Genomic DNA, 23,390 nt, shown 5'->3' on the forward strand with positions numbered 1-23,390 from the left:
CCGCTTTCGTCGGGTGCCCGCGGAGCGAGAAAGCGGCCGAGGGGCATGGGCGGCTCGGCCCTGTGCGGGTAGATTCGAACCGACGACCGAACCCGCCGCTGGTCGCGGTGGGCCGTGCCCACCGCCGTCGGCACGGAATCCGCCTGAGCGTGACGATGCACCGGGCGCGGGCGGCTTACACCGCCGACCGACGGGGCATGGGGGAGTCGGGCACCGGCGGGGAGTCGGTGCCGCCGTGCATCGGGCGCGGCCCCGGTCGGCCCAGCTGTTCCTCGACGGGGCGCCGACCCACTCAACGCCAGGACAGGAGACGGACACATGCTCGACCGGGTGGCGCTGCGCGGCCTGCGCGCCGTGGGGCACCACGGGGTTTTCCCCGAGGAGCGCGAGAAGGGGCAGACCTTCGTGGTCGACCTCGAACTGCGCCTGGACACGCGTCCGGCGGCGGCGGGGGACGATCTCGCGTCCACCGTGCACTACGGGATCGTCGCCGAGCAGGTGGTCGCCGTGGTGGAAGGGGAACCGGTCGATCTGATCGAGACGCTCGCCCAGCGGATCGCCGACCAGTGCCTGGAACACCAAGCGGTGCGGGAGGTGGAGGTGACCGTCCACAAGCCGGAGGCCCCCATCACCGTCCCGTTCGACGACGTCACCATCACGATCGTACGGAGCCGTGCTCATGAGCAGTGACCCGACCACCACACCCGTGGCCCCCGACGTGGAGCGGAAGGTCGACGACGCCGACACCACCCTGCAGAACCCCCGCACCGCCGTGGTGGCCCTCGGCAGCAACCTCGGCAACCGCCTGGACATGCTCCAGGGCGCCATCGACTCGCTCGGCGACACCCCCGGCATGCGGGTCAAGAAAGTCTCCGGCGTCTACGAGACCGAGCCGGTGGGCGGCCCGGCGGACCAGCCGACCTACTTCAACGCCGTCGTCCTGGTGCGCACCACCCTGCCGCCGTCCTCGCTGCTGGAGCGCGCCAACGCCATCGAGGAGGCGTACGAGCGGGTCCGGGAGGAGCGCTGGGGCCCGCGCACCCTGGACGTGGACATCCTCGCCTACGAGGACGTCATCACCAGTGACGACCAGCTGACCCTGCCGCACCCCCGCGCGCACGAGCGCGGCTTCGTCCTGGCCCCGTGGAACGAGATCGACCCGGACGCCGTGGTACCGGGGCACGGCCCGGTCGCCGACCTGCTGGCCGAGGTCGGCATCGAGGGCGTCACCCGCCGCGACGACCTCTCGCTGCACCTGCCGGAGTGAACCCGGGGGCTCACCGGGTGGCCCGACCCCGGGCGGGCACGCCCAGGGCCGATCGTGGAGGGACGGCGGGAGTTTCGCCGCCGCGGGAACTCCGCGCCGCCGTGGGCCTTTAAGCCTGGTGAAGTCGCCTACGCCTGGTGAAGTTCGCACCTCGTGAGGAGCTAGCCGCCCGTGAAGCCGCTACGCCTGTCAACGCTCGTCGCCACCGCGGCGGTCACCGGACTGCTGAGCTGGGGTGCCTTCGGGCTGTGGCGCTCCTACGGCACGGTGCCCGGGGTCCCGCCGGCGGCGCCGATCGTGCTGCTGCTGATCGCGGCGGCCCTCGGCGCCACGGCGATCACCTTCCGCAACCGGCTCCGGGAGCAGCGCGACCGCGTGCCGGGCGCGCGCGGGGTGAACCCGCTGGTGGCCGCGCGGGCGGTGGTCTTCGGGCAGGCCAGCGCGCTGGTCTCCTCGGCGGTGCTCGGCGTCTACGCCGGCCTCGGGACCTTCCTGCTGCCGGACTGGAGCGTCTCCACCCGCCGCGGCGACATCTACCTCAGCGGCCTGTCCGTGCTCGCCGCGGTGGCGGTGATCGCGGCGGCGTTCCTGCTGGAACGCATCTGCCGGCTCCCGGAGGACCCGGAGGCCCTCGGCGCCCCCGCCGACGAGGGCCCCGACACCGACCACCACCACCCGCACTTCTAGCCCGCTCCACCGAGCACACCGAGAGCCCGCCCCCGAGCAACACGGGGCCGGGCTCTCGGTGCGTTCTCAGCGGGGATTGTCCGCCGCCGGCGGCACCGGGTTGAAGACCACGCGGATCGCGCCCACGGCCCAGCCCTCGCCGCCCGGGTTGATGACGGCCGACTCGGTGCCGGAGCAGTCGGCCGTGGTGTAGAAGTGGGCGCGCTCGTTGGTGTTGTTCCAGTAGTACTGCTGCCCCGTGTTCTCCAGCGGGAGGCAGCGGTTGCTCTCCGGGTTGGTCAGCACGGTGGCGTAGACGTTCAGGGTGCCCTCGGCGGCCTGGGCGGTGCCGGCCAGCGGCATGACGAGCGCGGCGGCGCTGACGGTCGTGGCGAGGATCCTGGAAAGACGCATGGGACTCTTCCTCCCGGTTGGGGGTGGACGGGACAGCCAGATGGTGCCCGTATGCAGCCAAACGGATGCAGAGAGTCACGCGTGTGAGTTATCGGGCTGTTTCTCGGATGTTTCGCCCGCGCTGTGCGGCCGGCCAGGACACCCGCGCGTGATCTTCACCCGTTCGGCCCCGCAGACCTGGTCACCCGCCGGAGGGACTCCGCAGGGTGGGGACGTGCGAAGGAGCACGTCCGTCAAGCCGGGAACCACCACCATGCGCGAGAAGAAGAACATGATCTCCCTCTTCACCAGCGAGGAGATCAGGCCCGGGGCAGACATCCCGGTCTTCTACCAGTCCGAGAGCGGAAAGCCGAACAACTGGATCGACCTGCGCAGGGTCGACGGGGCGAAGGAGAAGAGCGTCACCTTCCAGTACGCACCCGGGTGCGCCGGCGTCGTCACCTTCTCCGGCCTCTCGACCGATGGCGGCAAGGAAGGGGGCAAGGGCATCACGCCGGGGGACTACGCGCTCTACCTCTACGAGGGGAACGCCGCGGACGTCTGCCTCGACGGCCCGGTCAGGTTCAGCCTGAGCGACGCCCCCTACTTCTGCGCGGACTCCTTCAGCACGGCCAATATCAGGGTCGGGGAGCGCTGCGACGTCGATCTCACGGGAATCCTGGAGGCCTTCGGCCACGACGTGACCTTCGAGAAGGCCGGGGGAGACGACTGGCTGGACGTCACCGAGGCGGGGAAGGTGACCGGCGAGGCGCCGGAGGACTTCGCCGGACGGCCCGGGCACATCGTCGTCACCGCGCAGGCCGACGACACCGGGGCGGAGACCAGCGTGGCGCTGACCGTGCCGGTGCGCGACGCCGACGGACCGCTGGTCGACCAACTCCGGATCGCCACCTGGAACCTGTGGTACGACGGGGACCGCGTCTACGACGGCCTCGCCAAGGTGATGCGCGTGCTCCTGGAGCAGGACGTCGACATCGTCGGCCTCCAGGAGGTGCACGACGACGAGGAGCACCAGACCGTCAAGGACCTCGCGGCGAGGCTGGGCTGGTACCACCACATGCACCCGGATTCGGACGTCAAGGACGTCGGCCTGCTCAGCCGCTATCCCGTCGACGAGAAACTGAGCGGATCCGGCACCGATCACCTGCGGACGGCCGTCAAGGTCGGTGATCTGGTCTTGCAGATCTGCGGAGTCCACCTCAACTACGACCCGTACTCCCCCTACGAGGCCCCGGTGGGGAAGCGGAGGTTCACCCGCGCGGTCCGGGAGGCGGAGAAGGCGACGGAGCACAAGGAGGAAATGACCGGGATCCTCCAGAAGATCCGGACGCAGCTGGGCGACGCGGACGCCTCGCCGGTCCTCGTCCTGGGGGACTTCAACTGCCCCTCCCACCTGGACTGGGAGTCCGCGCTGCACAGTGGCGACATGCGGAACTGGCCCGCCACCACCCTGCTGGAGGAGAAGGGCTTCGCCGACTCCTACCGCGTCGCCCACCCGGACCGGCGCGCGTACCCCGGGCTCACCTGGTCCCCGGCGCAGCTGTGGAACAACCGGGAGGTGGATCCGCCGCGCGTCGAGCCGCAGGACCGGATCGACTTCGTGTTCCACAAGGGCAGGAGGCTCGACGTCCTCGCCTCCCACACCCAGGTGGCGGGGAACCCCGCACCGGCGGAGCAGCACGCGGAGTGGGGGCGGTACCCCCACTACTGGTACAACCGGTGGCCCTCCGACCACGCGGCCGTGATCACCACCTACCGGGTGAACCCCAAGACGACCTGACCGGGACTGTGACGCGGCGGCTCGGCCGGTGCGTCGGTACGGGTGGGCGCGGTGTTCGCCGTGCCCCACCCAACCAGTACCCCGGGGGTCGTCCTCATGTCCCACCACCGCACCCGGCGGACCACCGCCGGCCGCCTGGCGCTGACGCTCGCCGTCGGCCTGGTCACCGTGGCCACCAGCGCCGCGCCCGCCTTCGCCGAGGCGGCGCGCTGGCGCTCCGTCATCCCGCCCCTGTCGAACACCATCCTCGGCGACGTGGACAGCGCCGGCGGCGCGACCTGGGCGGTCGGCGGCGCCCTCAACGACGTCCGTGCGGGGGAGGGGCCCTACGACCCGGTCGCCCTGCGGTGGACCGGGAACGCCTGGGAGGCCACCGAGCAGCCGGTGGAGTACGCGCGGCTGTACGACCTGGACGTGCTGGCGCCGGACGACGTCTGGGCCGTCGGCACCGCCCACCCCGTCGAGGGGAGTGAGTACGGCTCCCGCGCCCTGGTCCAGCACTGGGACGGCACCCGGTGGGAGGTGGTGGACGTCCCGCTGCCGGAGCACGCGTTCAGCTCCCTCGACACCGTGGCCGCCACCGAGGACGGGACCGTCTGGGTCACCGGCACGTTCTCCCCGGGCGACGGCACCTTCAACTCCGTCGTGCTCACCCGCACCGAGGAGGGGGCGTGGGAGAGCGCGCCGGGCGCCGACGCCCTCGGCTACGCGGCGGCGGTGCTCCCGCTGGCCGACGACAGCCTCTACGCCGTCGGGGACGGCGTGAAGCACTTCGACGGCGAGCAGTGGAGCGAGCAGGAACTGCCGGCGCACCTCGACGGCGCCCTGTTCGACGGGATCGCCGCGCGCGGCGAGGACGACGTCTGGGCGGTGGGCCACCTGCGCGACGAGGAGCTGTGGCGGCGCCCGGTCGTCGTGCACTTCGACGGGGAGCGCTGGCGGGAGGTGCCGACCCCCGCCGAGACCGGACAGCTCTTCGACGTGACCATCGACGGCAACGGCCGGCCGGTGGCCGTGGGGGAGACCCAGGACTCGGTCGCGGATCCGGACGGCGACTACATCCTGACGCTCGGCCGGGACGGCCGCTTCCACCCCGCCGAGGAGCCGGCCGGCGCCGGCTGGCTGTACGGCGCGACGACCGACGAGCGGGGCCGGGTGTGGGTGGTCGGCCGGCAGTCCTCCCTGGCGGTGACGCCGGAGGACTACTTCCCGGCCTTCACGGCCGTCCGGGGATGACGGCGCCCCACCGGCCCCACCTCACCCACCGGCCCCACCGGTGATGGGTGAGGCCGGTGGTGGGTGACGGGGCGGGTCAGGCGCGACGGCCGGGGAGCGGTTCCCGGCCGTCGTAGTCCTGTCGGGCCCGCTCGACCTTCTCCAGGTTGCCGGCCGCCCATTCGGCGAGCGAGGCGAACAGCGGCGCGAGGCTGCGGCCCAGCTCGCTGATCTCGTACTCCACCCGGGGCGGAACCTCGGGGTGGTAGGTGCGCACCACCAGCCCGTCGCGCTCCAACTGCCGCAGCCGCTGGGTGAGCACCTTGGGGGTTATCGAGGTGATGCGGCGTTCCAGCTCCACGAACCGCTGCCGCCCGTACTCGTTGAGCGCCCACAGGATCGGCGTGGTCCAGCGGCTGAACACGATGTCGACCACCGGGGCGATCGGGCAGGCCGCCTCCGGGTCGATCTCGGCACGCGCCATCTCCAGTGTGGTCTCGGTCACAACAGGCCCCTTTCCCCATTACTTTCCCCTAGGTACCTACTATCCCGGCGACGATAGCTTCCTCCTGTCCACGCGTGAACACGCGGTACACGACAGGTGGGGAGCGAACATGATCGTGGTGACCGGAGCGACCGGCAACGTCGGACGGCCGCTGGTGGAGGCGCTGGCCGCGGCAGGTGAGCGGGTGACGGCCGTCTCCCGCCGCCCCGCGGCGGACCTGCCGGCGGGCGTGCGGCACCACCGGGCGGACCTCGCCGAGGCGGAGAGCGTCCGTCCCGTACTCGACGGCGCCGAGGCGCTGTTCCTGCTGACCTCGGGCGAGTTCCTGGGGTCCGGTGGCGACATCCGCCCACTCCTGAAGGCCGCCGACGCGGCGGGCGTGCGGCGGGTCGTGCTGCTGTCCTCCCAGGGCGTCGGCACCGGACGCCACGCCCCGGGCCTGGAGGACGCCGTCCGCGGCTCCGGCCTGGAGTGGACGGTGCTGCGGCCCGGCGGCTTCGACTCCAACGCCTTCCAGTGGGCCGAGGGCGTCCGTACCCAGCGGGCGATCGCGGCGCCGTTCGGCGACGTGGCGCTGCCGACCATCGACCCGCTCGACATCGCCGAGGTCGCCGCCGCCACGCTGCGGGAACCCGGACACGCCGGTGCCAGCTACGTGCTGACCGGGCCGGAGCCGGTCTCCCCCCGCCAGCAGGCCGCGGCGATCGGGGAGGCGCTCGGCGAGCCGGTGCGGTTCGTCGAGCTGAGCGAGGCGGAGGCCCGGGAGCGGATGCTGCGCTTCATGCCCGCCCCGGTGGTGGAGGCCACCCTCGGCATCCTCGGCAGGCCGTCGGCCGACGAGCAGCGGGTGAGCCCCGACGTGGAGAAGGTCCTCGGCCGCCCGGCCCACACCTTCGCCGCGTGGGTGGCCCGCAACGTCGCGGCGTTCCGGTAGGCGGCGTCCCGGTGGGCGGCGTTCCGGTGGGCGGCCGGCTGGGCAACCCGCCGGAAGCCCGCTAGAAGCCCGCGCCGTCCCCGGGAACCGGGCCGGTCTCGACCTGGTCCCGGTCCAGCCGTCCGGTCTCGACGCCCACCGAGCGGCGCAGCGCGGCGTGCAGCAGGGCGGGGGTGAGCACGCCGAGGAACCGCCCGCCCTCGCCGTCGAGCACGGCCACCCAGCCGGCGTCGTGCTGCAGCATGGTGCTGAACGCCTGCTTGAGGCTGGCGTCCCGGGGAACCCAGGCGTCCATCCGGCGCGCGTGGTCGCGGACGGTGCCGCCGTCCGGCAGCGCCTGCCCGGACACCCAGCCGTGCAGGCCGCCGGCCTCGTCGAGGACGACGGCCCAGCGGACGCCGTCCGCCCGCATCCGCCGGGCGGCGTCCTCCGCCGGGTCGTCGAGGCGCACGATCGGCGGCTGTTCGAGGTCGCGGGTGTCCACCGGGGTGACCGAGAGCCGCTTCAGGCCCCGGTCGGCGCCGACGAAGCCGGCCACGTAGTCGTCGGCCGGGTCGCCCAGGACGCGGGCGGGCGTGTCGAGCTGGGCGAGCCGGCCCTTGGCGAACACGGCCATCCGGTCGCCGAGCCGCACGGCCTCCTCGATGTCGTGGGTGACGAACAGCACGGTCTTGCGCATCCGCGCCTGGAGCCGGCGGAACTCGCCCTGGAGCCGCTCGCGCACCACCGGGTCGACGGCCCCGAAAGGCTCGTCCATCAGCAGCACGGGCGGGTCGGCGGCCAGCGCGCGGGCGACGCCGACGCGCTGCCGTTCGCCGCCGGAGAGCTGGTGGGGGTAGCGCTCGCCGTGGGTGGCCGGGTCCAGTCCGACGAGCTCCAGCAGCTCGGCGGCGCGGGAACGGGCCTCGCGGCGGGTGCGGCCGAGCAGCGTGGGGACGGTCGCGGTGTTGTCCAGCACGGTGCGGTGCGGGAAGAGGCCGACCTGCTGGATGACGTAGCCGATGCGCCGCCGCAGCCGGACCGGGTCCTGGGTGGCGACGTCCTTCCCGTCCAGCAGCACTCGGCCGGAGGTGGGCTCGGTGAGCCGGTTGACCATGGTCATGGTGGTGGTCTTGCCGCAGCCGGAGGGGCCGACGAGGGTGACCAGCTCGCCCTCGTGGATCTCCATGGACAGCCCGTCCACGGCCACGGTGCCGTCGGGGTAGCGCTTGCCGACGTCCTCGAACCTGATCATGCGGTGCTGCCGTCCTCGTTGGGGTCCGCCGTGCGGCTCGCTTGCACGCTACCCCTCGGTGGTGACGGCCGGGCGGGTGATTCGGACATCCGGGATCGGCCTCCACACAGTGTTATTAATCTTGTCATCTTTAATCCTGAGTGTGGGTGAGGGGACGACGGGTAGGTTGGGGCGCGTGATCCCGCCGCAGACCGCCACCACCCTGCCGCGGGCCGACGGCGCCGACTGCCTCGCCGCCAACGCCTGGATCTGCCCGGAGTACGTGCGGACCCGGTCCGAGGAACTGCTCCAGGCGGTCGGCGAGCACCTGGCGCTGACCGGCTCGGCGGTGCTGCTCGCGATCCTGGTCGCCCTGCCGCTCGCGCTGCTGGTGCGCCGGCTGCCCCGGCTGGAACTACCGGTGGTCGGCCTGACCACCCTGCTCTACACGGTGCCGTCGCTGGCGATGTTCTCGCTGCTGCTGCCGCTGTTCGGGCTGTCCTCCGCCACCGTCGTCACCGGGCTGGTGCTGTACTCGCTCACCGTCCTGGTGCGGAACTTCCTGGCCGGGCTCGCCTCCGTGCCGGAGGACGTCCGCCGGGCGGCCCGCGGGATGGGGTACGGGCCGCTGCGGCTGCTGCTCTCGGTGGAACTGCCGCTGGCCCTGCCGTCGATGATGGCCGGGGTGCGCATCGCGACCGTCTCGGCGGTGGCCCTGACCACCGTGGGCGCCATCGTGGGGCACGGGGGCCTGGGGAACCTCATCTACTCCGGGATGAGCAGCTACTTCCGCGCGCAGGTGCTGACCGCGTCGGTGCTCTGCGTGGTGATCGCCGTGGCCTTCGACCTCCTGCTGCTGGCGCTGCAACGGGCCTGCACGCCGTGGCTGCGCACGGACGGCCGGGCCAGGCGGGGGCGCCGCCCGGCGCGGGGGACGGAGGTGATCACGGATGGGGCCGGCTGAGGTGGTCGCCGGGGCCTGGGACTGGCTGCTCGACCCGACGCACTGGTCCGGCCCGAACGGCGTGCCGAATCGTTTTGGCGAGCACATGTTCCTCACCGGCGTGTGCCTGCTGATCTCCTGCCTGCTCGCCCTCCCGGTGGGCCTGTGGCTCGGGCACATCGGCCGGGGCGGGGCGCTCGCCGTGAACCTGTCCAACGTGGGCCGGGCCGTGCCGACGTTCGCGGTGCTGGTGCTGCTCCTGCTCAGCCCGCTGGGCCGGTACGGCTCGCTGCCCACGGTCATCGCCCTGGTGCTGTTCGCCCTGCCGCCGGTGCTGACCAACGCCTACGTCGGCATGCGGGAGGTCGACCGCGACGTGGTGCGGGCCGCCACCGGCATGGGCATGTCCGGCTGGCAGCTGTTCACCCGGGTGGAGCTGCCGCTGGCGCTGCCGCTGGTGGTGACGGGTGTGCGGACGGCCGCCGTGCAGCTGGTCGCGACCGCGACGCTCGCCGCCATCCCCGGGGAGGGCGGCCTCGGCCGGATCATCACGGCCGGCTTCAGCCTGCGCGACACCCCGCAGGTGCTGGCCGGCGCCGTGCTGGTGGCGGTGCTGGCCCTGGTGGTGGAGGTCGCCCTCGCCGTCGCCCAGTGGCTGCTGGACCCGCGACGGCGGACGGCGCGGTCGCGGGCGTCGCGATCACGGCGACCGACCGGTCCTTCGACGAGCAAGCCGGAGTCACGGACGACCGTGACCGGCGTGACGACAGGTGGTTGAGCACATGAACAGACGTTCCCGCAGACGGCTCGCCGGGGTGGCGGTCGCGCTGGCCACGGCGGTGACCCTGACCGCCTGTGGTGGCGGGGAGAGCCTGGAGGAGAGCGGCACGGGCGGCGGCGAGGCGTCCCCGGGCTCCGGTTCCGGTTCGGGCTCCGGCTCGGGGGAGAAGGGCGAGCTGACGGTCGGCTCGGCCGGCTTCACCGAGAGCCAGGTCCTCGCCGAGATGTACGCGCAGGTGCTGCGGGCCGACGGCTGGACGGTCGAGATCCAGACGGCCAACAACCGCGAGCTCTACGAGCCGGCGCTGGAGTCCGGCGAGATCGACGTGGTGCCGGAGTACGCCGCGACCCTCGCCGAGTTCCTGAACACCAAGGCCAACGGCGCCGACGCCGAACCCGTGGCCTCACCCGACGTGGACGCCACGGTGGCGGCGCTGCGTGAACTCGCCGAACCGCTCGGCCTGGCGGTGCTGGACGCCGGCGAGGCGGTCGACCAGAACGCCTTCGCCGTCAGCCGCGAGTTCGCCGAGGCCAACGACCTCCAGACGCTGACCGACCTGGGGGAACTGGGCCAGCCGATCCGCCTGGCGGCCGGCGACGAGTGCGTCAGCCGCCCGTTCTGCCAGCCGGGGCTGGAGGAGACGTACGGCATCGAGATCGAGGCCATCGACCCGCTGGGCGTCGGGACCGTCCAGGCCAAGCAGGCCGTGGCGAACGGCGAGGACGACATGGTCCTGACCACGACCACGGACGCCACGCTGGAGCAGTTCGACCTGGTGCTGCTGGAGGACGACAAGAACCTCCAGAACGCCGACAACGTGCTGCCGGTCGTGAACGCCGAGTCGGCCGGTGGGGAGGACGTCGCGGCGGCGCTGAACGAGCTGACCGCCGTCCTCACCACGGAGGACCTGACCGAGCTCAACCGCCAGGTGGACGCCGAACGCCTCAAGCCCGAGGACGTGGCCCGCGACTACCTGACCGAGCAGGGCCTTCTGTAGGAGGAGAGCTGCGGGCGGTGGCTCCGGGGTTCCCCGGAGCCACCGCCCTTCGCTGTTCTCCCGTCACAACGCCGCGAACCGCCTGGCCCCTTCAGGCCGGAGGGACGCCCACAGCGAGGTACCGGGCACGGGAGGGTACCGCTGCTCGATCCCCCAGTCGCCGCCGCAGGCCGCCAGGACTCGGGAGAGGAGGTTGAGGGAACGACAGCGCTCGTTCTGGCAGTCGCGGGCCTGGGGGATTAGGTGGGAGGTGTGCTGGTCGAAGACGGTGAGACGGAGTTCGCCGAAGCGCCAGCGCAGCCAGAGACTCACCTCGGTGTTGGGGGTGTAGAGGTAGGCGCTGGAGAGCAGTTCGGAGACGGTGAGCTCGGTGAGGTCGACGAGCTCGTCGAGTTGGTGGAGTGTGAGAAGCCGGCGGACCGCGGCGCGGGCGAAGGAGGCGCAGAAGGCACCGCCCGGGAGTCCCAGCGAGTAGGTGAAGTTGTCGCTGGAGGGAGGGACGGGGGCGTGGTCGGGGGCGTCGTCGCGGGCGGAGGCAGGGCATAGCCTGGTGCACATGCGGAAACTCCGTGTATCGGCGGGAGTGGAGTTGTTGCGGCTCTGCGTTCGCCGGTGGCCCGCCTCCCTGGGCGCGAGCACACCTCTCCCAGGGATGGAGGGGCATGCTCACGCGGTGCTCTTCCGGCATCAGCGTGTGAGCAGCGTGGTACAGACGGTAGGCCCAAAGGTGGCACCGCTGCAACCTCTTCGATACGGTGCGACCCGAGCGAGGTAGCCCATATCTGTAACGTGCCTGCTCAGGTCAGAGGAAGAAGCTCATGCCACCCAGGACAAACCCGACCGAACGTCAACTTCGTCTCGGCGCCGAGCTGCGCAAGCTCAGGGAGCGGGCGGGCGTCCAGCCGCCAGAGGCGGCAGCCCTGCTCGGACTCGATCGCAGCAGGATCAGCCACATCGAGGCGGCTCGCCTCGGCATTCGACCAGAGCGTGTACAACTGCTGGCCGAGTCGTATGGATGCACGGATGCCACCTTCGTCGCAGCCCTTGTCGAGCGGGCCCAGGAGCGAAGCAGGGGATGGTGGAGCAGCTACCGGGGGCGACTCAAGCAGTCCACCCTTGATCTGGCGGAGCTAGAGTTCCATGCGTCCTACATCTGGACGTTTGAGACTCTCTTCATCCCAGGGCTGCTTCAAACGGAGGGATACGCCCGATCCATCTTCGACGGCGTGGACTATCCGCTGTCTGCGGGCGAGCTAGAGGCAAGGCTGAGCTTCCGTTTGCAGCGGCAGCAGATCCTTGTTGGAGAAAATGCCCCCGAGTACCATGCGATCATCCATGAAGCGGCTCTGAGGGTTGGGGTGGGAGGGCCTGCCGTCATGCGCCAGCAGCTTCTGCGGCTTATTGAGATGGGCGAGCTTCCGAACGTGACGATCCAGGTGATCCCCTTCGAAGGTAGCATTCATCCAGCTCTCAATGGGACCTATGTGTTCCTCGGGGATGAAGTCTCAGAGCTGAGCACCGTCTTTGTTGAACATCCAGTGAGCTCCTTGTTCATTCGTGACAGTGAATCGATCGATAGGTATAAAAACTTGCATGCAGGGCTCGCCCGTAGAGGGCTTCCGGCCGTGGAGAAAATGTCTTCCGGAGTGAACAGCGAGAAGAGCACTGTGGGACTTCTTCAGCACATCCTCTATACCCTCTAGGACTCTGACATGCTCCAAATTCGTTGGCGAAAATCCTCATTCAGTTCCAGTGAAGACAACTGCATAGAGGTCGCAGTGTCTCAGGACGGAATGATCGCAATCCGCGAGAGCGACGACCCCTCCACAATCATCACCACCACCCCGGCCAAACTCGCCGCCTTCATCCAAGGCGTGAAGGCCGGCGAGTTCGACGACTTTGCCTTCTGATGCTCGACTGGCCAATCTATGCAACAACGTGCATGGAGCTTGACTCGCAGTAGCGGGATGCTTACGTTCCTGGTCAGGTGTCCGCATGGCAGCGCGAGGCTGGGAGGGTCATGAAGCTGACCTTAGTTTCAGGTGAGAACTGCGGTCGAGGGGACTGCCCGACCGTGTACACCACCGACAGGGGAACGATCGCGGTCCAGGGCAGCATCGTCGATCATCCCGCGCCGGACGGAGAGTCGGTCGTGGAGGTTCCAGAGCACATTCTTCGCGAGGCTGCCCGTGTACTTGGTTGGTGACGACTGGCAGAAGTTCTTCGATTCCTTCCAGCATGATGCGTTCCGGCTGGAGACGCATCCTGTGTACACGATGGCCGAAGAACAAGAAGAATTCGACTCGTTCCTCGCCACGGGAGAGCTCAACATCCCCGATGATGATCCCTGGCTGATCCGCGTGCGCTCCTTCCGGCACACTGGTCGGAGCATCGGTCGTGTTCACGTGATCCGGCGGCCTCTTACGGATTACCTGCGGTACGAGTTCGCGGTCTACGCGTACACCGCGCGAGCGGGTGAGGAGGTCCGGATCCTTGACCTGACCGATATGGAGAACCCAGGAATCCCTCAACAGGACTTCTGGATGTTCGATGACTCCAGCGTGGTGCTGATGCACTACCGGGAAGATGGAACGCAGATCAGCCGAGAGCTGCTGACTGACCCTGACCTGGCCAAGTATCGAGAGTGGAAGGACTTGGCGGTCAGTCTGTCGGTGCCGTTCGCGGAGTACATCCAAGGTTGAAGCTGGACCCGAGCCAAGCTGGGCGTGATCGCCAGATCCTGGCGTCCGCCCTCAGGGATCTGCGCAGGGCGTCCGGCCTGTCGGGAGAGCGGTTGGCTCTCCGGTGCGGAATGAGTCAGAGCAAGATCTCCCGCATCGAGACAGGCCGGATTCTCCCCTCCATCATCGACGTGCAGCAGATCCTCAACGGCCTGGGCGTGGACCAGGACACGTGCGACCAACTCCTCAACCTCACCCGCGTAGCCAACACCGAGTACCAGGACATACGCGCCTCAGTTCGTCGAGGGCTTCACCACAAGCAACGCGAACTCGCCGCCCTGGAAGCGAACTCGCGCCGCATGCGACACTTCCTCCCCACGCTCGTCACCGGTCTTCTGCAACTGCCTCAGTACATGCAGGCGGCAATGAACACACCCATCGAGCCGGCAAGCGGTGACGCGTCACGTGCCATAGCGCTGAAGCTGGAACGCCAGTCCGTCCTGCATGACAAAAGCAAGAAGTTCGACTTTCTTCTTACGGAATCCGCGATCCGGTGGCAGCTGTGTGAACCTTCGGTCATGGCACTACAGATCGACCACCTCGCGTCCATCTCAAAGATGCCGACCGTGCGCCTCGGAGTCATCCCGCTATCCACGCGGCTTCCCGAAGGCGCCTACCACACCTTCGTCACCTACGATCAGAGCCTCGTCACGATCGAGCTCTTCACCGGGCAGCTCGTCCTCCGCGATCCCAAGGACGTCGAGCACTACCACGCACTCTTTGACTTCTTCGCTACGAAAGCTGCCTTCGACGAGGATGCTCGAACACTACTCCGAGGCTGGGCGGACGACCTTCGGTAGAGAAGTCTATGCGGTTACGAGAATCGGGCCCCTGCTCTCCCGCGACCGTGGCTATCGTGGAGGAACACCGAACACTTCAGTTCACATACCTGGGAGCAGCCCGTGGCAGACGTGACGGAGTACGAGGCCAAGGCCCTCAACATCGATCCGGAAAAGCTCGCCGCACAGATCGCGGAGATGGGCGGTCGCCATGTCGCGTACCGCCGGATGCGCCGCTACGTGTACGACGTCGCGCCCGGCGATCAGAACCGGTGGATTCGTCTGCGGGACACGGGCTCGGAGATCACCCTCTGCGTCAAGGAGATCACCTCGGACGAGATCGACGGCGTCCGGGAATTCGAAGTGGCGGTCTCCGATTTCGAGGCCACCCACTCCCTCCTCGGTGTGCTCGGCTTCACCGCCAAGGCGTATCAGGAGAACACCCGCTCCTCCTGGGAGCTGGACGGGGTCCGGCTGGAGATCGACTCCTGGCCGCTGATCCCGCCGTATCTGGAGATCGAGGGCGACAGTGCCCAGGCGGTATGGGCCACGGCCGCCCGTCTCGGCCTCACCCGCGAGCACCTGACCACCGAGAACACCACGGCGGTCTACGCCCGGTACGGCATCGACCTCAGGAGCATCACCGACCTCCGCTTCCCGGCCCCGGAGCGATCATGACGGAGGAGCAACCCCTTCCCGTCGAGGTGCGTCGTGATCGCACGCTCCGGGTGAAGGTCATCGACGCCTGTGGCCTGCGCTGCACCTTCTGTCACAACGAAGGAACGCCCGTCTCCGTGGACAACGTCGGCGAAACCCCCGGCCGGTACACGGGTGCCCCGACCCGACCCGGCCGCACGGGCCGGGTCTCGATCTACCTGGCCACCAACGGCGCGGACTTCCTCCCCGCCCGTATCGAGCCGGACACGGACTTCGCCGCCGCTCTGGCCGCGATCCGAGGCAGCATCGACACGGACGAGATCCACCTGACGGGCGGCGAACCCACGCTCCACCCGAGGCTCCCCGACTTGGTGGCCATCGCTCGGCGGATGGGCTTAACCGTTGGGATCACCTCCAACGGAGAGAACGGTGCGGCGGCACTGCCCGCCTGCGCCGAGGCCGGGTTGGACCGCGTCAATCTCTCGGTTTTCGGCACCACGCCGGAGGAACTCGCTGCCGTCCAGGGACCGCACCTGGCCTCCACAGCACTGGCCGCACGGAAACTGGAGGCGCTGCACCAGACCGTCGAGGTGGCCCTCGCCCATGCCGTGAAGGTTTCGGCGAACATTGTGGTCCCCGATCACAGCCACATCCAGCGCGTGCTTCGAGTGGTCCGGCAGTACGGTGACCGGATCACCGTGCGACTGCTCACCTCCCTCTCCGACGGCCATGCGTCCGTCGGCGCCGTCCAGGAGGTTCTGGACGTCCTCGGTGCTCGGCCCGTGCGGCGTGTGCTCGTGGCTGGGGCGTCGGGAGAGCGCACCATCTACCGGTTACCTGCCGGCGGCAGGCTGGACGTCAAGACCATCCGGCCCGTTCGCCTGCCCGACACATGCGCGGAGTGCCGTTTCAACAATGACCGTGACTGCCAGGAGGGCTACTACGGCGTACGGCTCTATCGCGCAGAAGACGGCCCGTTCATGGTCGGTGTCTGCATCCAACGCATGGACCTGTGCGTTCCACTTGGGCAGTTCGTGATGAGCCAGATCTGCCGCGAGGTGCAGAGTTTTCGTGATGCCGATTTCGGCAGCCTGAGCGCCATGCACGCGAACTGCTCGACTATGACGGCAGCGGCTCCGGTGCTGTCAGTGGGTCTGCCCAGTCAGCAGCCTGGGGTGCCGGAGGCACGTTCAGCGGGTTCGTGTCATGCGACGTGACGGGGAGGGCACTCACATGGCGATAGTGCTCCCTGAACAGCATTGCGAGGAAGGCGGCGGAGGCCAGCGCCCGCCTCTCTCCCGCCTTGAAAGCCCATTCGCTTCCGCAGGCCGCCAGGACGCGGGGGAGGAGGTTGAGGGAGCGGCAGTGCTCGTCCTGGCAGTCGCGGGCCTGGGGGAGTAGGTGGGAGGTGTGCTGGTCGAGGGGAGTGTGGTCATGGGTGCCGGCCGAACTCGGTGCTGTGGTCGATGGCCCACTGCGCGAAGGGGCGGGCCGGCACACCGGTCAGGCGCTCGACATCATCGGTGACGAGGCGGGATTCCGGTCGGCGCGCCGACGCCGTGATCAGGGCGTCGACCAGCGGCTCGGGGCGGCCGTCCGCGAGCATTCGTGCCCGCGCGACGTCCACGGGGACCGGCTCGAAGCGCAAGTTCCGTCCGAGTGCGGCACCGAGGATCCCGACCTGGTCGGCCCTGCTGAGCACCTCGGGCCCGGTCAGCAGGTAGGGGGCGCGATCGGAATCGTCCTGGCGTCGAAGGAGCACCTCCGCGGCCACGGCCGCGACATCACGCTCGTCCACGACTGCTGTGCGCGCCATGTCCGGACCCCTGACCACGTCGCCCGCGCGCAGCTGTGCCGCCCAGCCCCGAGTGTTGGACGCCAGCGTGTCGCTGCGCAGCACGGTGGGACGCAGGCCGACATCCCGGAGCCGGTGTTCCATGTCGGCGTGTACCTGCACGATCGGGTCGCTCTGGCGAGGAGAGGCGTCATCGATCGCAGTCGAGGAGAGGTAGACGACGCGCGGCGCCGCTGCGGCGAGTTCGGCGATCAAGGGCTCGGCGGGGGCGGAGTCGAGCAGCGGCCACATGAGGAAGACGGTGTCGATTCCGTCGAGCGCCGCACGGACGGAGTCGGCGTCGGTCAGGTCACCGCGCACCGACTCGATGCCGGGGCGCGGGCCGACACGGCGACGGTCGAGGCACCGCACGGCTGCTGCGCCGCGCAGCCGGGGGAGGAGCTCACGGCCGAGGTTGCCCGTCGCGCCGGTGACCAGGACGGATCGGGAACGAGCAGGAGTAGGCGGTGTGGAAGAGCTGTCAGGCATGCTGTGGACGCTAAAGGTTCAGGTCGACCTCAAGGCAAGGGCGGAATGGCGATAACGATCGGCGAGGCGGCCGCGCGGCTCGGAGTCGAGCCCCATGTCCTGCGGCACTGGGAGCACGTCGGAGCACTCACGGTGCGCCGGGACGCGAACGGCTACCGCCTCTACGACCACGACGTCCTGGAGCAGGCACGAACCGTGCTGAAACTGCGACGGGTCGGGCTTTCGTTGCCGGAGGTCACCGCCGCGATGTCCCCGAAGAAGTCCGCAGCGCAGGAGGTCGTGCGCGCGAAGATCGCCGCGCTCGAAAGTGAGGTCCGCAGCAGACAGCAAGCGATCACCTTCCTCCGGCACACCGTCGAGTGCCGCCACCGGTACCTCGAGGATTGCGCGGACTGCGCGACTTTCGTCCGTGACCCCTGATCACCCGATGTGAGGCAGTCGCGGACGACGACCGTAGCCCTGGGTCACAGCAAGTGATGTCGCTCAGCCACCCGTCAACGGGGAGTGGCGGCCTCCGACAGTGGCGCACAGGGGCGCAGTCAGGCGGTCACCTCGGAATGCACCGGGACGGGTGGGGGAGCACCGGTGAGTGCCTCGGCGCGGGCGACGAGCCGGGGTGCAAGGTCCGGGTACCAGCCACGGGCTACGGCTTGCAGCATCTCGGCCAGGGCTGCGAGTTCCCCGATTCGGCCGGCCGGGGTGTCGAGGGTCGCCGCGAACTCCTTGCGGATGCGGGCGGCTACGTCGGGAACGAGGAGGCTGTTGGCGTGCAGGAGTCCCACGTCGTAACCGAACGGCACCAGACCCCACCGCTCCCAGTCCAGCAGACACAGAGGCGCAGCGGTGAGGTTGCCCCAGTGCAGGTCGCCGTGACCGGTCACCCGCTCCACCTTGGCGGGAGCCGGGATGCCGAGGAACTGGGGGAAGGACCGTTCGATCCAGCCATCCCGGACGGTCGTCTTCACACCCCCCGCTTCAGCGAGCAGGGCAAGGGCTTGGCCAAGGTCCGCCCACCACTCGTCAGGCAACCGCGGGTCGTGGTCGATGTCGGCCCGCTCCGGGGACACGATCGGCTGTTCGACGTAGTCGAGGACTTCCGCCTGGAAAGCCCATTCGCCGTCGATCCAGTCGTAGACCCGGTACAGGCGGGGGCGAGGGACGCCGACAGGCACCAGCTCTGAGGCGCCGACGATGCCTTCCCCCGGCTTCCTGCCCGCATTCTTCTTCGCCGTCCGGCTCACCCGTAGCCAGCGGTCCCCCGCCCGGCGTCCGAGGGTGACCCCGAGGAAGCCCCATGCCATCGGCCCCGTGCAGGTGAGGCCGAGAGCCTTGGCCGCCCGGTCGTGCGCGGCCACCATCAGGGCGTGTATCTCGTCATTCACCGGCGAGTTCATCCGTCACCCTCCTGAGTTCCCGGGCCGTCAGGGGCGCAGCCAGAGCCTTCGCCGCATCGTCCCAGTGTTCACGGGTGCTCGCCGAAGTCAGGACGACGTCGAGGCCAGGGCACGAGCCGGCGGCCAGCAGGGCAGCGGCTGCGGGCGACAAGCCAGGGCGGATGAGGTTCACCAGTTCGGGTGTCATGGCATCGAGGAGGGCGCCGCCGTGCAGGGGCGCGGAGCCGAACGTGATCAGCCCCGCGTCCTTCGCCTGCACCAGCGGTCCGCCGCCGTTCAGGGCCTGTGTGATCGGGGCATCCCTGATCAGGCTGACGGGCATCTGCAACCCCGTGAAGTGGTGCTCGACTGAGCCAGCCGCCTGTCGGGCCAGCGCGAGCAACTCCGGCACGCTGAACGCTCCGGAGGACAGGCCCGACCAGGTGGCGACGCCGTACCCCCCGATCCTGCCCGTGCGGGCGAACTCCTCCAGCACCGTGAAGGCTTCCCGCACACGCCAATGCAGAGCCGCACGGTCAAGGCCTTGGCCGTGGTGCTCCGGGTTGTGCACGAACACCAGGTCCACGCGGCCGAGTGTGGCCAACGAGCGCTCTGTCTGCCAGCGGACAAAGCCCCCCTCAAGGTTGTGCCTGTGCATTGCCGCTTCCCGGGGGAGCACGCCGTCAGCCAGGGCGGTGTGCCCTTGCTCCTCCGTGAAGAACCCGGTCTTCGTGGCTACCCGCACGGTCGGGTACTCCCTGAGAACCGGGCGCAACTCCTCGTGCGCCCGGCCGTGGGCGTAGTTGGAGGCCGTGTCCACCCAGGGGCTGCCGGCAGCCAGGGCGTTGCGTGCCGCCTGGCTGACGGCACGCACGCGGTATGTCCCCAGGGAGAGCGCGGCGGTCACAGCGCCGTGCCCACAACTGCGACGGCATGGCCGTCGATGAGGACGGAGACCAGTTCGGCTACGTCCTTGACCTCCAGTCCGGCGGAGTCGGCCATCTCGCCGAGCGTGGTCGGCTGGTTGGTCAGCAGCGTGTTCAGTGCGGGAGCAGCGGACTCGGCGAAGTCCCACGCGGTACCGGCCGCCGAGAAGGTGACCGTGCCCTCTGTCGGGTTCGCCGTCAGGCGGCCCCTCGGAGCGGTGAGCTTGACCGTGATCTCCCTCCGCGCGGGGAGCCCGTCGACGTACGGCAGGGACGGAATCGCGTGGCCCAGGTCGGTCGTGTCGATCGACGCCGCCCACCGTTCCACGAGACGCGGGTTTGCCATCATGTCGACCACCTCACGGCGTACGGCGTCGAGGAAGGCCGACTGCTCCGCCAGCGAGCCGAAGCGCGGGATGTCCCTGCGCAGCGCGAGGGACGCCCGGAGCTGATCGACGACCCACAGCATCAGGTCCGCGCCCGTATGCGGGACCATGCCGAACGTGAGGTGAAGGGATTCCGTCCCCTGGTCAGCGGTGACCGCGTGCCACCAGCCGCGCGGCAGGTAGAGCACGTCACCCGGGGACAGAACGAGGTCCGCCACCGGGGCGCCCTCTGGCTCCTCCGGCGATTCCACGTCCCGGAAGGTGGGCGCCTCACGGGTCATCCCCCACAGGCGCCACCGCTTCGAGCCGTGCAGTTGGACCACCACCACATCGTGGTCGTCCCAGTGACGGCCGAAGCCCTCCCGCGCGGTCCACGAGGCGTACACGTTGGCCTGCACGGAAGTTCCAAGGAAGCGAGCCAGCCCCTCCGCAGCCGCCCCCACGGCGGGGTGGATCTTCTCCACCGCGTCGAGGACCAGCGATGCCCCGTCCCTGAGCTGCGCATGGAAGTCGGACGGCTGGATGCGGGACCAGGTGACCGCGCGGCGGTTCGTGGTCGGGATCGCGTAGCGGTGCAGCGGGACCATCTCGCCGTCGACCGACAGGCGCAGCCGGGGCGGCTCCAGCCGCTGCGTGGCGATGATCCGGTTCAGGTCGTCCCAGGAAAACAGGCCCGCCGTGTCGGTGGTTCCGGGGAAGTGTGTGTAGGAGCGGTGGTACGTCTGGGCGAGGAACTTGTCCCCGCCCAGACGACCCGCCCACGAGGCTGCATCAAGCAACGTGGGCGCTCCCGTCAGTCATTGCCGTCAGAACGGCCGCTGCTGACGTCCGATTCCTGCTCGGCGCGGGTCCGCGCGGCCACGATCTTCCGCTTCGCGACGAGCAGGCCACCCCCCTCGGGGGCCACCGAACCGGTGTTCTCCTCCACCAACGGACTACCTCTCTTCTGGGAACTCCCACCGGCGATCCGGTGGGAAGCAAAGGGACAGCGGAGAGCGCGGCGGTTACCGGAGAGCCAGGTTCCGACGGGACCCAGGGCCAGGCCACCGCGGATCACCGCCTCGCTCGGTAGCCGCCATTGGGAGAAATCATCGCCCCGGAGAGCGGCGGCTGTGCAGTTCTTTCCCGTAGTGGACTAAAGATCATGAACGGCAAGCGGCAGACCATTCCGCCAGCAAGGCTCGCGATTCGTCTCCGAACAACGCGTAACCCTCCAGCGTGGAGAACAGTTGCAGATGCATTGCGATGTCTCTCGGATCTCTCAGGATCATGACACCGGTCGTGTTCTCCACGGTGGCCAGCGTGTTGTCATAGACGGTGAAGGTGTCCATCGGGGCCACGGGTTTGTGGCCCGTGATCGGGATGACGCCGAGCTTCACGTTCGTAAGGTGGGTCAGTGAGGCCAGTCGGTCGATCTGAATCGCCATCGCTGCCGGGGGCAGGAGTGGCCACCTCACAGCCTGCTCGGTCAGGATGAAGGTAAACCGCTTCTTTGTGTCGTAAAGAACCTCCTGCCGTTCGAGCTTCCTCGCGATCGTCTTGGAGACGTCGGCCGGGGAATGGGCAAGGCTGGCCCGGATGTACTCAGGGGTGGACAGCAATCCTGTAATCATCGAGAGCAGGAAGAAGCGGAACTCCGTAGACGAGGATTCAAGGGCCGCAAGTTCGGCCTGTTTCTTCTCCAGGCCCCTGCGGCGCAACGAACGAAGGTCTTGCCATTCGGTGTTGGCCAGCCTTGCGAGGGCAATGACCTCGTCGATCACCTCGGGCGGAGCGGCCACGGCCCGGAGGATCCTTTCCAGGTCCAGTAGGTTCGGCTGCACTCTCCCGTTCTCGATCCGGCTGATCTTCGATTGGGACATGTTGCAACGCCGAGCGAGCCGGTCCCCAGTGAGGCCGGCTCGCTTGCGTAGTTCTTTCAGCAGGGCTGCCAGTTCCTGTTTCGGCTGCCCCAACTGCTCAGGGTCGAACGTCACCCGCTCACATACTCCAGGAATGGAATCGACTCCGCAACGGCAATCCGCTTCCACCGCCGGTACGGCTCCGGGTCGCCCTCGTACAGTTCCCGGTTTATCTGCGTCCCGTCCGCCCGGTAGTTCATCAGGACCACCTTGGACTCATCGAACATCCAGAAATCCTGATCCGGAAGTCCCGGGTTTTCCCGGTCGGTGAGGTCGAGGATGCGGATATCCTCGCCCACCTTCACGTGGTGCCGGTAGTAGTACTCGAACTCGAACCGAAGGTAGTCCGAGAGCGGGCGGGTCACGACGTGCACCCTGCCGACGCTCTTCCCTTCCGAGGTCCATTGCCGAACCTCGTCCATCCAAGCCGACGTGTGATCGTCGGGGCACTTCTCCCCGGAGAGGAAGCGCTTCAGCTTCTCAGCTTCCTGGGGCATCGTGTAGACGGGTAGCGTTTCCAGCCGCCACGCCTCACGCTCCATGGAATCGAAGCAGTCATTCCACTCGTCACCATCCAAGTGCACGGAACGCCTCCCTGAGAACCGCCTCCGGGATTTCCACGAGCCCTTCACCAGCAGGCGGGGTGAAGGCGTCGGACACGTCGCCCTGCACCACGAACGATCCGGTCGCCGTGCGGTACACGTTCGGGCAGTCCTTCTCTCCGCACTGACCGTTGCCGTTGCCCGTGAGCCGGGTGAGTGCCGACCGTTCGGACATGCCAAACCCCCTTGCTCTGGCCCCATGTAGGCCGCCTGCCCAACGACATTAGAGGGGGTGGTGCTACGCGTCCATGCGCCAACGCGACTATGCGTGACCTTGCATAAAAAGGCAGCTGAGGGCTGGTGCCTGAGAGGCGAGCTCGCGACCGGTGACCGTGCCTTCCGAGGGTCTGGCGCGCCGTGGGGGAAGCCCGAAATACTCGCCTGCTCTTGCTGCTGCCGGGACGGGGGTGGCGGGGAGGCGCGCGGAACCTCCCGGTGGGGCGGAGGCGTCTGTTCCGGTTGTGGAGAGAACCGAACGGCGTCCCAGTTGTGCCGCGGGGTGCTCGATGCTGGTGGTGGGGCCATTGGCCGGGTACGGCTCGTGGGCGCTGGCGCGTGCGGCCCGGCGGTGGTGCCGGTCGGTGACCGGTGACCACAGCCTCGGCCTGTACAGCTCCGACGCGTTCACGATGCTGCGCTACTGGGAACTCCCGGTCGCCATGGTGGCGGGCACGGTCGTCGCGGTCCTCGCCTGGGGAGCGGCGCAGCTCGCGCTCGGCGGGCGGGGTGGGCGGGGGCTGCGGGCCTCGGTTTCCGCCGGTGCGGTGCTGCTGGCGCTGGCGCTGCTCAGCTGGGGGCACTTCGCCTGGCTCGGCACGCTCGACGGCGCCGCCAGCGACAACCTGCGGTGCGACGCGAGCAACGTCCCCGCCTGGTGGCCGTCCTGGATCCCGGCCTGACGGGAGCCCAAAGGCCGGGAAAAGCACGGTGGCGCGGCAGTGAGCAGTCCGTGAACTGTCACCGGGCACCCCTGCCCGGACGTGACGG

Annotated in this window: 29 protein-coding genes; 17 read left to right on the forward strand and 12 right to left on the reverse strand. The window is 69.2% G+C overall.

Annotated elements, in window-relative coordinates; genetic code table 11:
- The first annotated feature begins 318 nt into the window (after window positions 1-318).
- The 3 genes from folB to FHU37_RS13225 all read left to right on the forward strand — a co-directional run bounded on the left by folB (window position 319) and on the right by FHU37_RS13225 (window position 1,954).
- Window positions 319-690 (forward strand): dihydroneopterin aldolase, encoded by a 372-nt coding sequence (gene folB / locus FHU37_RS13215; protein ID WP_179814377.1) that lies wholly within the window; start codon window positions 319-321, stop codon window positions 688-690.
- Window positions 680-1,267: a 2-amino-4-hydroxy-6-hydroxymethyldihydropteridine diphosphokinase gene (gene folK / locus FHU37_RS13220; RefSeq protein ID WP_179814378.1), complete on the forward strand. Its 588-nt coding sequence runs from the start codon at window positions 680-682 to the stop codon at window positions 1,265-1,267. Before folB ends, folK begins: the two co-directional genes overlap by 11 nt.
- Before the next feature lie 171 nt (window positions 1,268-1,438).
- Window positions 1,439-1,954, forward strand: coding sequence for a DUF3180 domain-containing protein (locus tag FHU37_RS13225; RefSeq protein ID WP_179814379.1), 516 nt, complete (start codon window positions 1,439-1,441; stop codon window positions 1,952-1,954).
- Between the two features lie 66 nt (window positions 1,955-2,020).
- Here FHU37_RS13225 and FHU37_RS13230 read toward each other — a convergent pair whose 3' ends face one another.
- A complete protein-coding gene (locus FHU37_RS13230; RefSeq protein WP_179814380.1) occupies window positions 2,021-2,347 on the reverse strand; it encodes a hypothetical protein in 327 nt (108 codons plus the stop codon).
- A 214-nt stretch (window positions 2,348-2,561) separates the two neighbouring features.
- On the opposite strand from FHU37_RS13230, the gene FHU37_RS28995 reads away from it, so the two are divergent.
- Both FHU37_RS28995 and FHU37_RS13240 read left to right on the forward strand, forming a co-directional pair.
- The gene (locus FHU37_RS28995) at window positions 2,562-4,127 is read left to right on the forward strand and encodes an endonuclease/exonuclease/phosphatase family protein (RefSeq protein ID WP_179814381.1); all 1,566 of its coding nucleotides are present in this window, start codon (window positions 2,562-2,564) and stop codon (window positions 4,125-4,127) included.
- A gap of 96 nt (window positions 4,128-4,223) precedes the next feature.
- Complete coding sequence (locus tag FHU37_RS13240) at window positions 4,224-5,363, forward strand: NHL repeat-containing protein (protein WP_179814382.1); 1,140 nt, start codon at window positions 4,224-4,226, stop codon at window positions 5,361-5,363.
- A 76-nt stretch (window positions 5,364-5,439) separates the two neighbouring features.
- Here the strand turns inward: FHU37_RS13240 and FHU37_RS13245 are convergent, their stop codons facing one another.
- Window positions 5,440-5,826, reverse strand: a complete 387-nt coding sequence (locus FHU37_RS13245) for a winged helix-turn-helix transcriptional regulator (RefSeq protein ID WP_179816244.1) — start codon at window positions 5,824-5,826, stop codon at window positions 5,440-5,442.
- A gap of 130 nt (window positions 5,827-5,956) precedes the next feature.
- On the opposite strand from FHU37_RS13245, the gene FHU37_RS13250 reads away from it, so the two are divergent.
- Window positions 5,957-6,781 (forward strand): NAD(P)H-binding protein, encoded by an 825-nt coding sequence (locus FHU37_RS13250; RefSeq protein ID WP_179814383.1) that lies wholly within the window; start codon window positions 5,957-5,959, stop codon window positions 6,779-6,781.
- Between the two features lie 61 nt (window positions 6,782-6,842).
- Here FHU37_RS13250 and FHU37_RS13255 read toward each other — a convergent pair whose 3' ends face one another.
- The gene (locus tag FHU37_RS13255; protein WP_179814384.1) at window positions 6,843-8,015 is read right to left on the reverse strand and encodes an ABC transporter ATP-binding protein; all 1,173 of its coding nucleotides are present in this window, start codon (window positions 8,013-8,015) and stop codon (window positions 6,843-6,845) included.
- A 175-nt stretch (window positions 8,016-8,190) separates the two neighbouring features.
- On the opposite strand from FHU37_RS13255, the gene FHU37_RS13260 reads away from it, so the two are divergent.
- The 3 genes from FHU37_RS13260 to FHU37_RS13270 are packed head-to-tail and all read left to right on the forward strand — an operon-like array spanning window position 8,191 to window position 10,715.
- The gene (locus tag FHU37_RS13260; protein ID WP_312892591.1) at window positions 8,191-8,958 is read left to right on the forward strand and encodes an ABC transporter permease; all 768 of its coding nucleotides are present in this window, start codon (window positions 8,191-8,193) and stop codon (window positions 8,956-8,958) included.
- Window positions 8,945-9,715, forward strand: a complete 771-nt coding sequence (locus FHU37_RS13265; protein WP_179814385.1) for an ABC transporter permease — start codon at window positions 8,945-8,947, stop codon at window positions 9,713-9,715. The genes FHU37_RS13260 and FHU37_RS13265 overlap by 14 nt, the downstream gene beginning before the upstream one ends.
- A 4-nt stretch (window positions 9,716-9,719) precedes the next feature.
- Window positions 9,720-10,715, forward strand: a complete 996-nt coding sequence (locus FHU37_RS13270; protein WP_179814386.1) for an ABC transporter substrate-binding protein — start codon at window positions 9,720-9,722, stop codon at window positions 10,713-10,715.
- 63 nt (window positions 10,716-10,778) lie between these two features.
- On the opposite strand, the gene FHU37_RS13275 is transcribed toward FHU37_RS13270, so the two are convergent.
- On the reverse strand, window positions 10,779-11,273 hold the full coding sequence (locus tag FHU37_RS13275) for an ATP-binding protein (RefSeq protein ID WP_179814387.1): 495 nt from the start codon (window positions 11,271-11,273) through the stop codon (window positions 10,779-10,781).
- A 260-nt stretch (window positions 11,274-11,533) separates the two neighbouring features.
- Here FHU37_RS13275 and FHU37_RS13280 point away from each other — a divergent pair, with 260 nt between their 5' ends.
- The 6 genes from FHU37_RS13280 (at window position 11,534) to FHU37_RS13305 (ending at window position 16,109) form a co-directional block, all read left to right on the forward strand.
- Window positions 11,534-12,418, forward strand: coding sequence for a helix-turn-helix domain-containing protein (locus tag FHU37_RS13280; protein WP_179814388.1), 885 nt, complete (start codon window positions 11,534-11,536; stop codon window positions 12,416-12,418).
- A gap of 9 nt (window positions 12,419-12,427) precedes the next feature.
- Window positions 12,428-12,625 (forward strand): DUF397 domain-containing protein, encoded by a 198-nt coding sequence (locus FHU37_RS13285; protein ID WP_179814389.1) that lies wholly within the window; start codon window positions 12,428-12,430, stop codon window positions 12,623-12,625.
- Window positions 12,626-12,904: 279 nt separating this feature from the next.
- Window positions 12,905-13,417, forward strand: coding sequence for a DUF6879 family protein (locus tag FHU37_RS13290; protein WP_179814390.1), 513 nt, complete (start codon window positions 12,905-12,907; stop codon window positions 13,415-13,417).
- Entirely contained in the window at window positions 13,360-14,256 is an 897-nt protein-coding gene (locus tag FHU37_RS13295; protein ID WP_312892592.1) for a helix-turn-helix domain-containing protein, read from the forward strand. The genes FHU37_RS13290 and FHU37_RS13295 overlap by 58 nt, the downstream gene beginning before the upstream one ends.
- A gap of 102 nt (window positions 14,257-14,358) precedes the next feature.
- Window positions 14,359-14,913 carry a class IV adenylate cyclase gene (locus FHU37_RS13300; protein WP_179814392.1) on the forward strand — a complete coding sequence of 185 codons (555 nt, stop codon included), beginning with the start codon at window positions 14,359-14,361 and terminating at the stop codon, window positions 14,911-14,913.
- Entirely contained in the window at window positions 14,910-16,109 is a 1,200-nt protein-coding gene (locus FHU37_RS13305) for a radical SAM protein (RefSeq protein WP_179814393.1), read from the forward strand. The genes FHU37_RS13300 and FHU37_RS13305 overlap by 4 nt, the downstream gene beginning before the upstream one ends.
- A 215-nt stretch (window positions 16,110-16,324) precedes the next feature.
- On the opposite strand, the gene FHU37_RS13310 is transcribed toward FHU37_RS13305, so the two are convergent.
- Window positions 16,325-17,215 carry an NAD(P)H-binding protein gene (locus FHU37_RS13310; protein ID WP_179814394.1) on the reverse strand — a complete coding sequence of 297 codons (891 nt, stop codon included), beginning with the start codon at window positions 17,213-17,215 and terminating at the stop codon, window positions 16,325-16,327.
- Window positions 17,216-17,260: 45 nt separating this feature from the next.
- On the opposite strand from FHU37_RS13310, the gene FHU37_RS13315 reads away from it, so the two are divergent.
- Window positions 17,261-17,635 carry a MerR family transcriptional regulator gene (locus tag FHU37_RS13315; protein ID WP_179814395.1) on the forward strand — a complete coding sequence of 125 codons (375 nt, stop codon included), beginning with the start codon at window positions 17,261-17,263 and terminating at the stop codon, window positions 17,633-17,635.
- Between the two features lie 119 nt (window positions 17,636-17,754).
- On the opposite strand, the gene FHU37_RS13320 is transcribed toward FHU37_RS13315, so the two are convergent.
- The 7 genes from FHU37_RS13320 to FHU37_RS13345 form a co-directional block, all read right to left on the reverse strand.
- On the reverse strand, window positions 17,755-18,609 hold the full coding sequence (locus tag FHU37_RS13320; protein ID WP_179814396.1) for a hypothetical protein: 855 nt from the start codon (window positions 18,607-18,609) through the stop codon (window positions 17,755-17,757).
- Entirely contained in the window at window positions 18,590-19,462 is an 873-nt protein-coding gene (locus FHU37_RS13325) for an aldo/keto reductase (RefSeq protein WP_312892593.1), read from the reverse strand. Before FHU37_RS13325 ends, FHU37_RS13320 begins: the two co-directional genes overlap by 20 nt.
- Window positions 19,463-19,491: 29 nt before the next feature.
- Window positions 19,492-20,679, reverse strand: a complete 1,188-nt coding sequence (locus tag FHU37_RS13330) for a cupin domain-containing protein (RefSeq protein WP_179814398.1) — start codon at window positions 20,677-20,679, stop codon at window positions 19,492-19,494.
- Between the two features lie 14 nt (window positions 20,680-20,693).
- Complete coding sequence (locus FHU37_RS29000; RefSeq protein WP_281394816.1) at window positions 20,694-20,828, reverse strand: hypothetical protein; 135 nt, start codon at window positions 20,826-20,828, stop codon at window positions 20,694-20,696.
- 214 nt (window positions 20,829-21,042) lie between these two features.
- Entirely contained in the window at window positions 21,043-21,876 is an 834-nt protein-coding gene (locus FHU37_RS13335) for a helix-turn-helix domain-containing protein (RefSeq protein WP_179814399.1), read from the reverse strand.
- Window positions 21,873-22,385, reverse strand: a complete 513-nt coding sequence (locus tag FHU37_RS13340) for a DUF6879 family protein (protein ID WP_179814400.1) — start codon at window positions 22,383-22,385, stop codon at window positions 21,873-21,875. Before FHU37_RS13340 ends, FHU37_RS13335 begins: the two co-directional genes overlap by 4 nt.
- Window positions 22,369-22,578 (reverse strand): hypothetical protein, encoded by a 210-nt coding sequence (locus FHU37_RS13345; RefSeq protein WP_179814401.1) that lies wholly within the window; start codon window positions 22,576-22,578, stop codon window positions 22,369-22,371. Before FHU37_RS13345 ends, FHU37_RS13340 begins: the two co-directional genes overlap by 17 nt.
- 406 nt (window positions 22,579-22,984) lie before the next feature.
- Between FHU37_RS13345 and FHU37_RS13350 the strand changes: the two genes are divergently transcribed.
- Window positions 22,985-23,302, forward strand: coding sequence for a hypothetical protein (locus FHU37_RS13350; RefSeq protein ID WP_179814402.1), 318 nt, complete (start codon window positions 22,985-22,987; stop codon window positions 23,300-23,302).
- Window positions 23,303-23,390: the final 88 nt, after the last annotated feature.

Source organism: Allostreptomyces psammosilenae, from assembly GCF_013407765.1.
GTDB classification, from domain to species: Bacteria; Actinomycetota; Actinomycetes; order Streptomycetales; family Streptomycetaceae; genus Allostreptomyces; species Allostreptomyces psammosilenae.

Bases quoted from the DNA above. Each gene is read 5' to 3' on its own strand.
- FHU37_RS13250 (WP_179814383.1), top strand. From the start codon at position 5,957: ATGATCGTGGTGACCGGAGCGACCGGCAACGTCGGACGGCCGCTGGTG.
- FHU37_RS13305 (WP_179814393.1), top strand. From the start codon at position 14,910: ATGACGGAGGAGCAACCCCTTCCCGTCGAGGTGCGTCGTGATCGCACG.
- FHU37_RS13245 (WP_179816244.1), bottom strand. From the start codon at position 5,826: ATGGCGCGTGCCGAGATCGACCCGGAGGCGGCCTGCCCGATCGCCCCG.
- FHU37_RS13230 (WP_179814380.1), bottom strand. From the start codon at position 2,347: ATGCGTCTTTCCAGGATCCTCGCCACGACCGTCAGCGCCGCCGCGCTC.
- FHU37_RS13265 (WP_179814385.1), top strand. From the start codon at position 8,945: ATGGGGCCGGCTGAGGTGGTCGCCGGGGCCTGGGACTGGCTGCTCGAC.
- FHU37_RS13275 (WP_179814387.1), bottom strand. From the start codon at position 11,273: ATGTGCACCAGGCTATGCCCTGCCTCCGCCCGCGACGACGCCCCCGAC.
- folB (WP_179814377.1), top strand. From the start codon at position 319: ATGCTCGACCGGGTGGCGCTGCGCGGCCTGCGCGCCGTGGGGCACCAC.
- FHU37_RS13320 (WP_179814396.1), bottom strand. From the start codon at position 18,609: ATGAACTCGCCGGTGAATGACGAGATACACGCCCTGATGGTGGCCGCG.
- FHU37_RS13310 (WP_179814394.1), bottom strand. From the start codon at position 17,215: ATGCCTGACAGCTCTTCCACACCGCCTACTCCTGCTCGTTCCCGATCC.
- FHU37_RS13285 (WP_179814389.1), top strand. From the start codon at position 12,428: ATGCTCCAAATTCGTTGGCGAAAATCCTCATTCAGTTCCAGTGAAGAC.
- folK (WP_179814378.1), top strand. From the start codon at position 680: ATGAGCAGTGACCCGACCACCACACCCGTGGCCCCCGACGTGGAGCGG.
- FHU37_RS13270 (WP_179814386.1), top strand. From the start codon at position 9,720: ATGAACAGACGTTCCCGCAGACGGCTCGCCGGGGTGGCGGTCGCGCTG.
- FHU37_RS13280 (WP_179814388.1), top strand. From the start codon at position 11,534: ATGCCACCCAGGACAAACCCGACCGAACGTCAACTTCGTCTCGGCGCC.
- FHU37_RS13345 (WP_179814401.1), bottom strand. From the start codon at position 22,578: ATGTCCGAACGGTCGGCACTCACCCGGCTCACGGGCAACGGCAACGGT.
- FHU37_RS13315 (WP_179814395.1), top strand. From the start codon at position 17,261: ATGGCGATAACGATCGGCGAGGCGGCCGCGCGGCTCGGAGTCGAGCCC.
- FHU37_RS13240 (WP_179814382.1), top strand. From the start codon at position 4,224: ATGTCCCACCACCGCACCCGGCGGACCACCGCCGGCCGCCTGGCGCTG.
- FHU37_RS13255 (WP_179814384.1), bottom strand. From the start codon at position 8,015: ATGATCAGGTTCGAGGACGTCGGCAAGCGCTACCCCGACGGCACCGTG.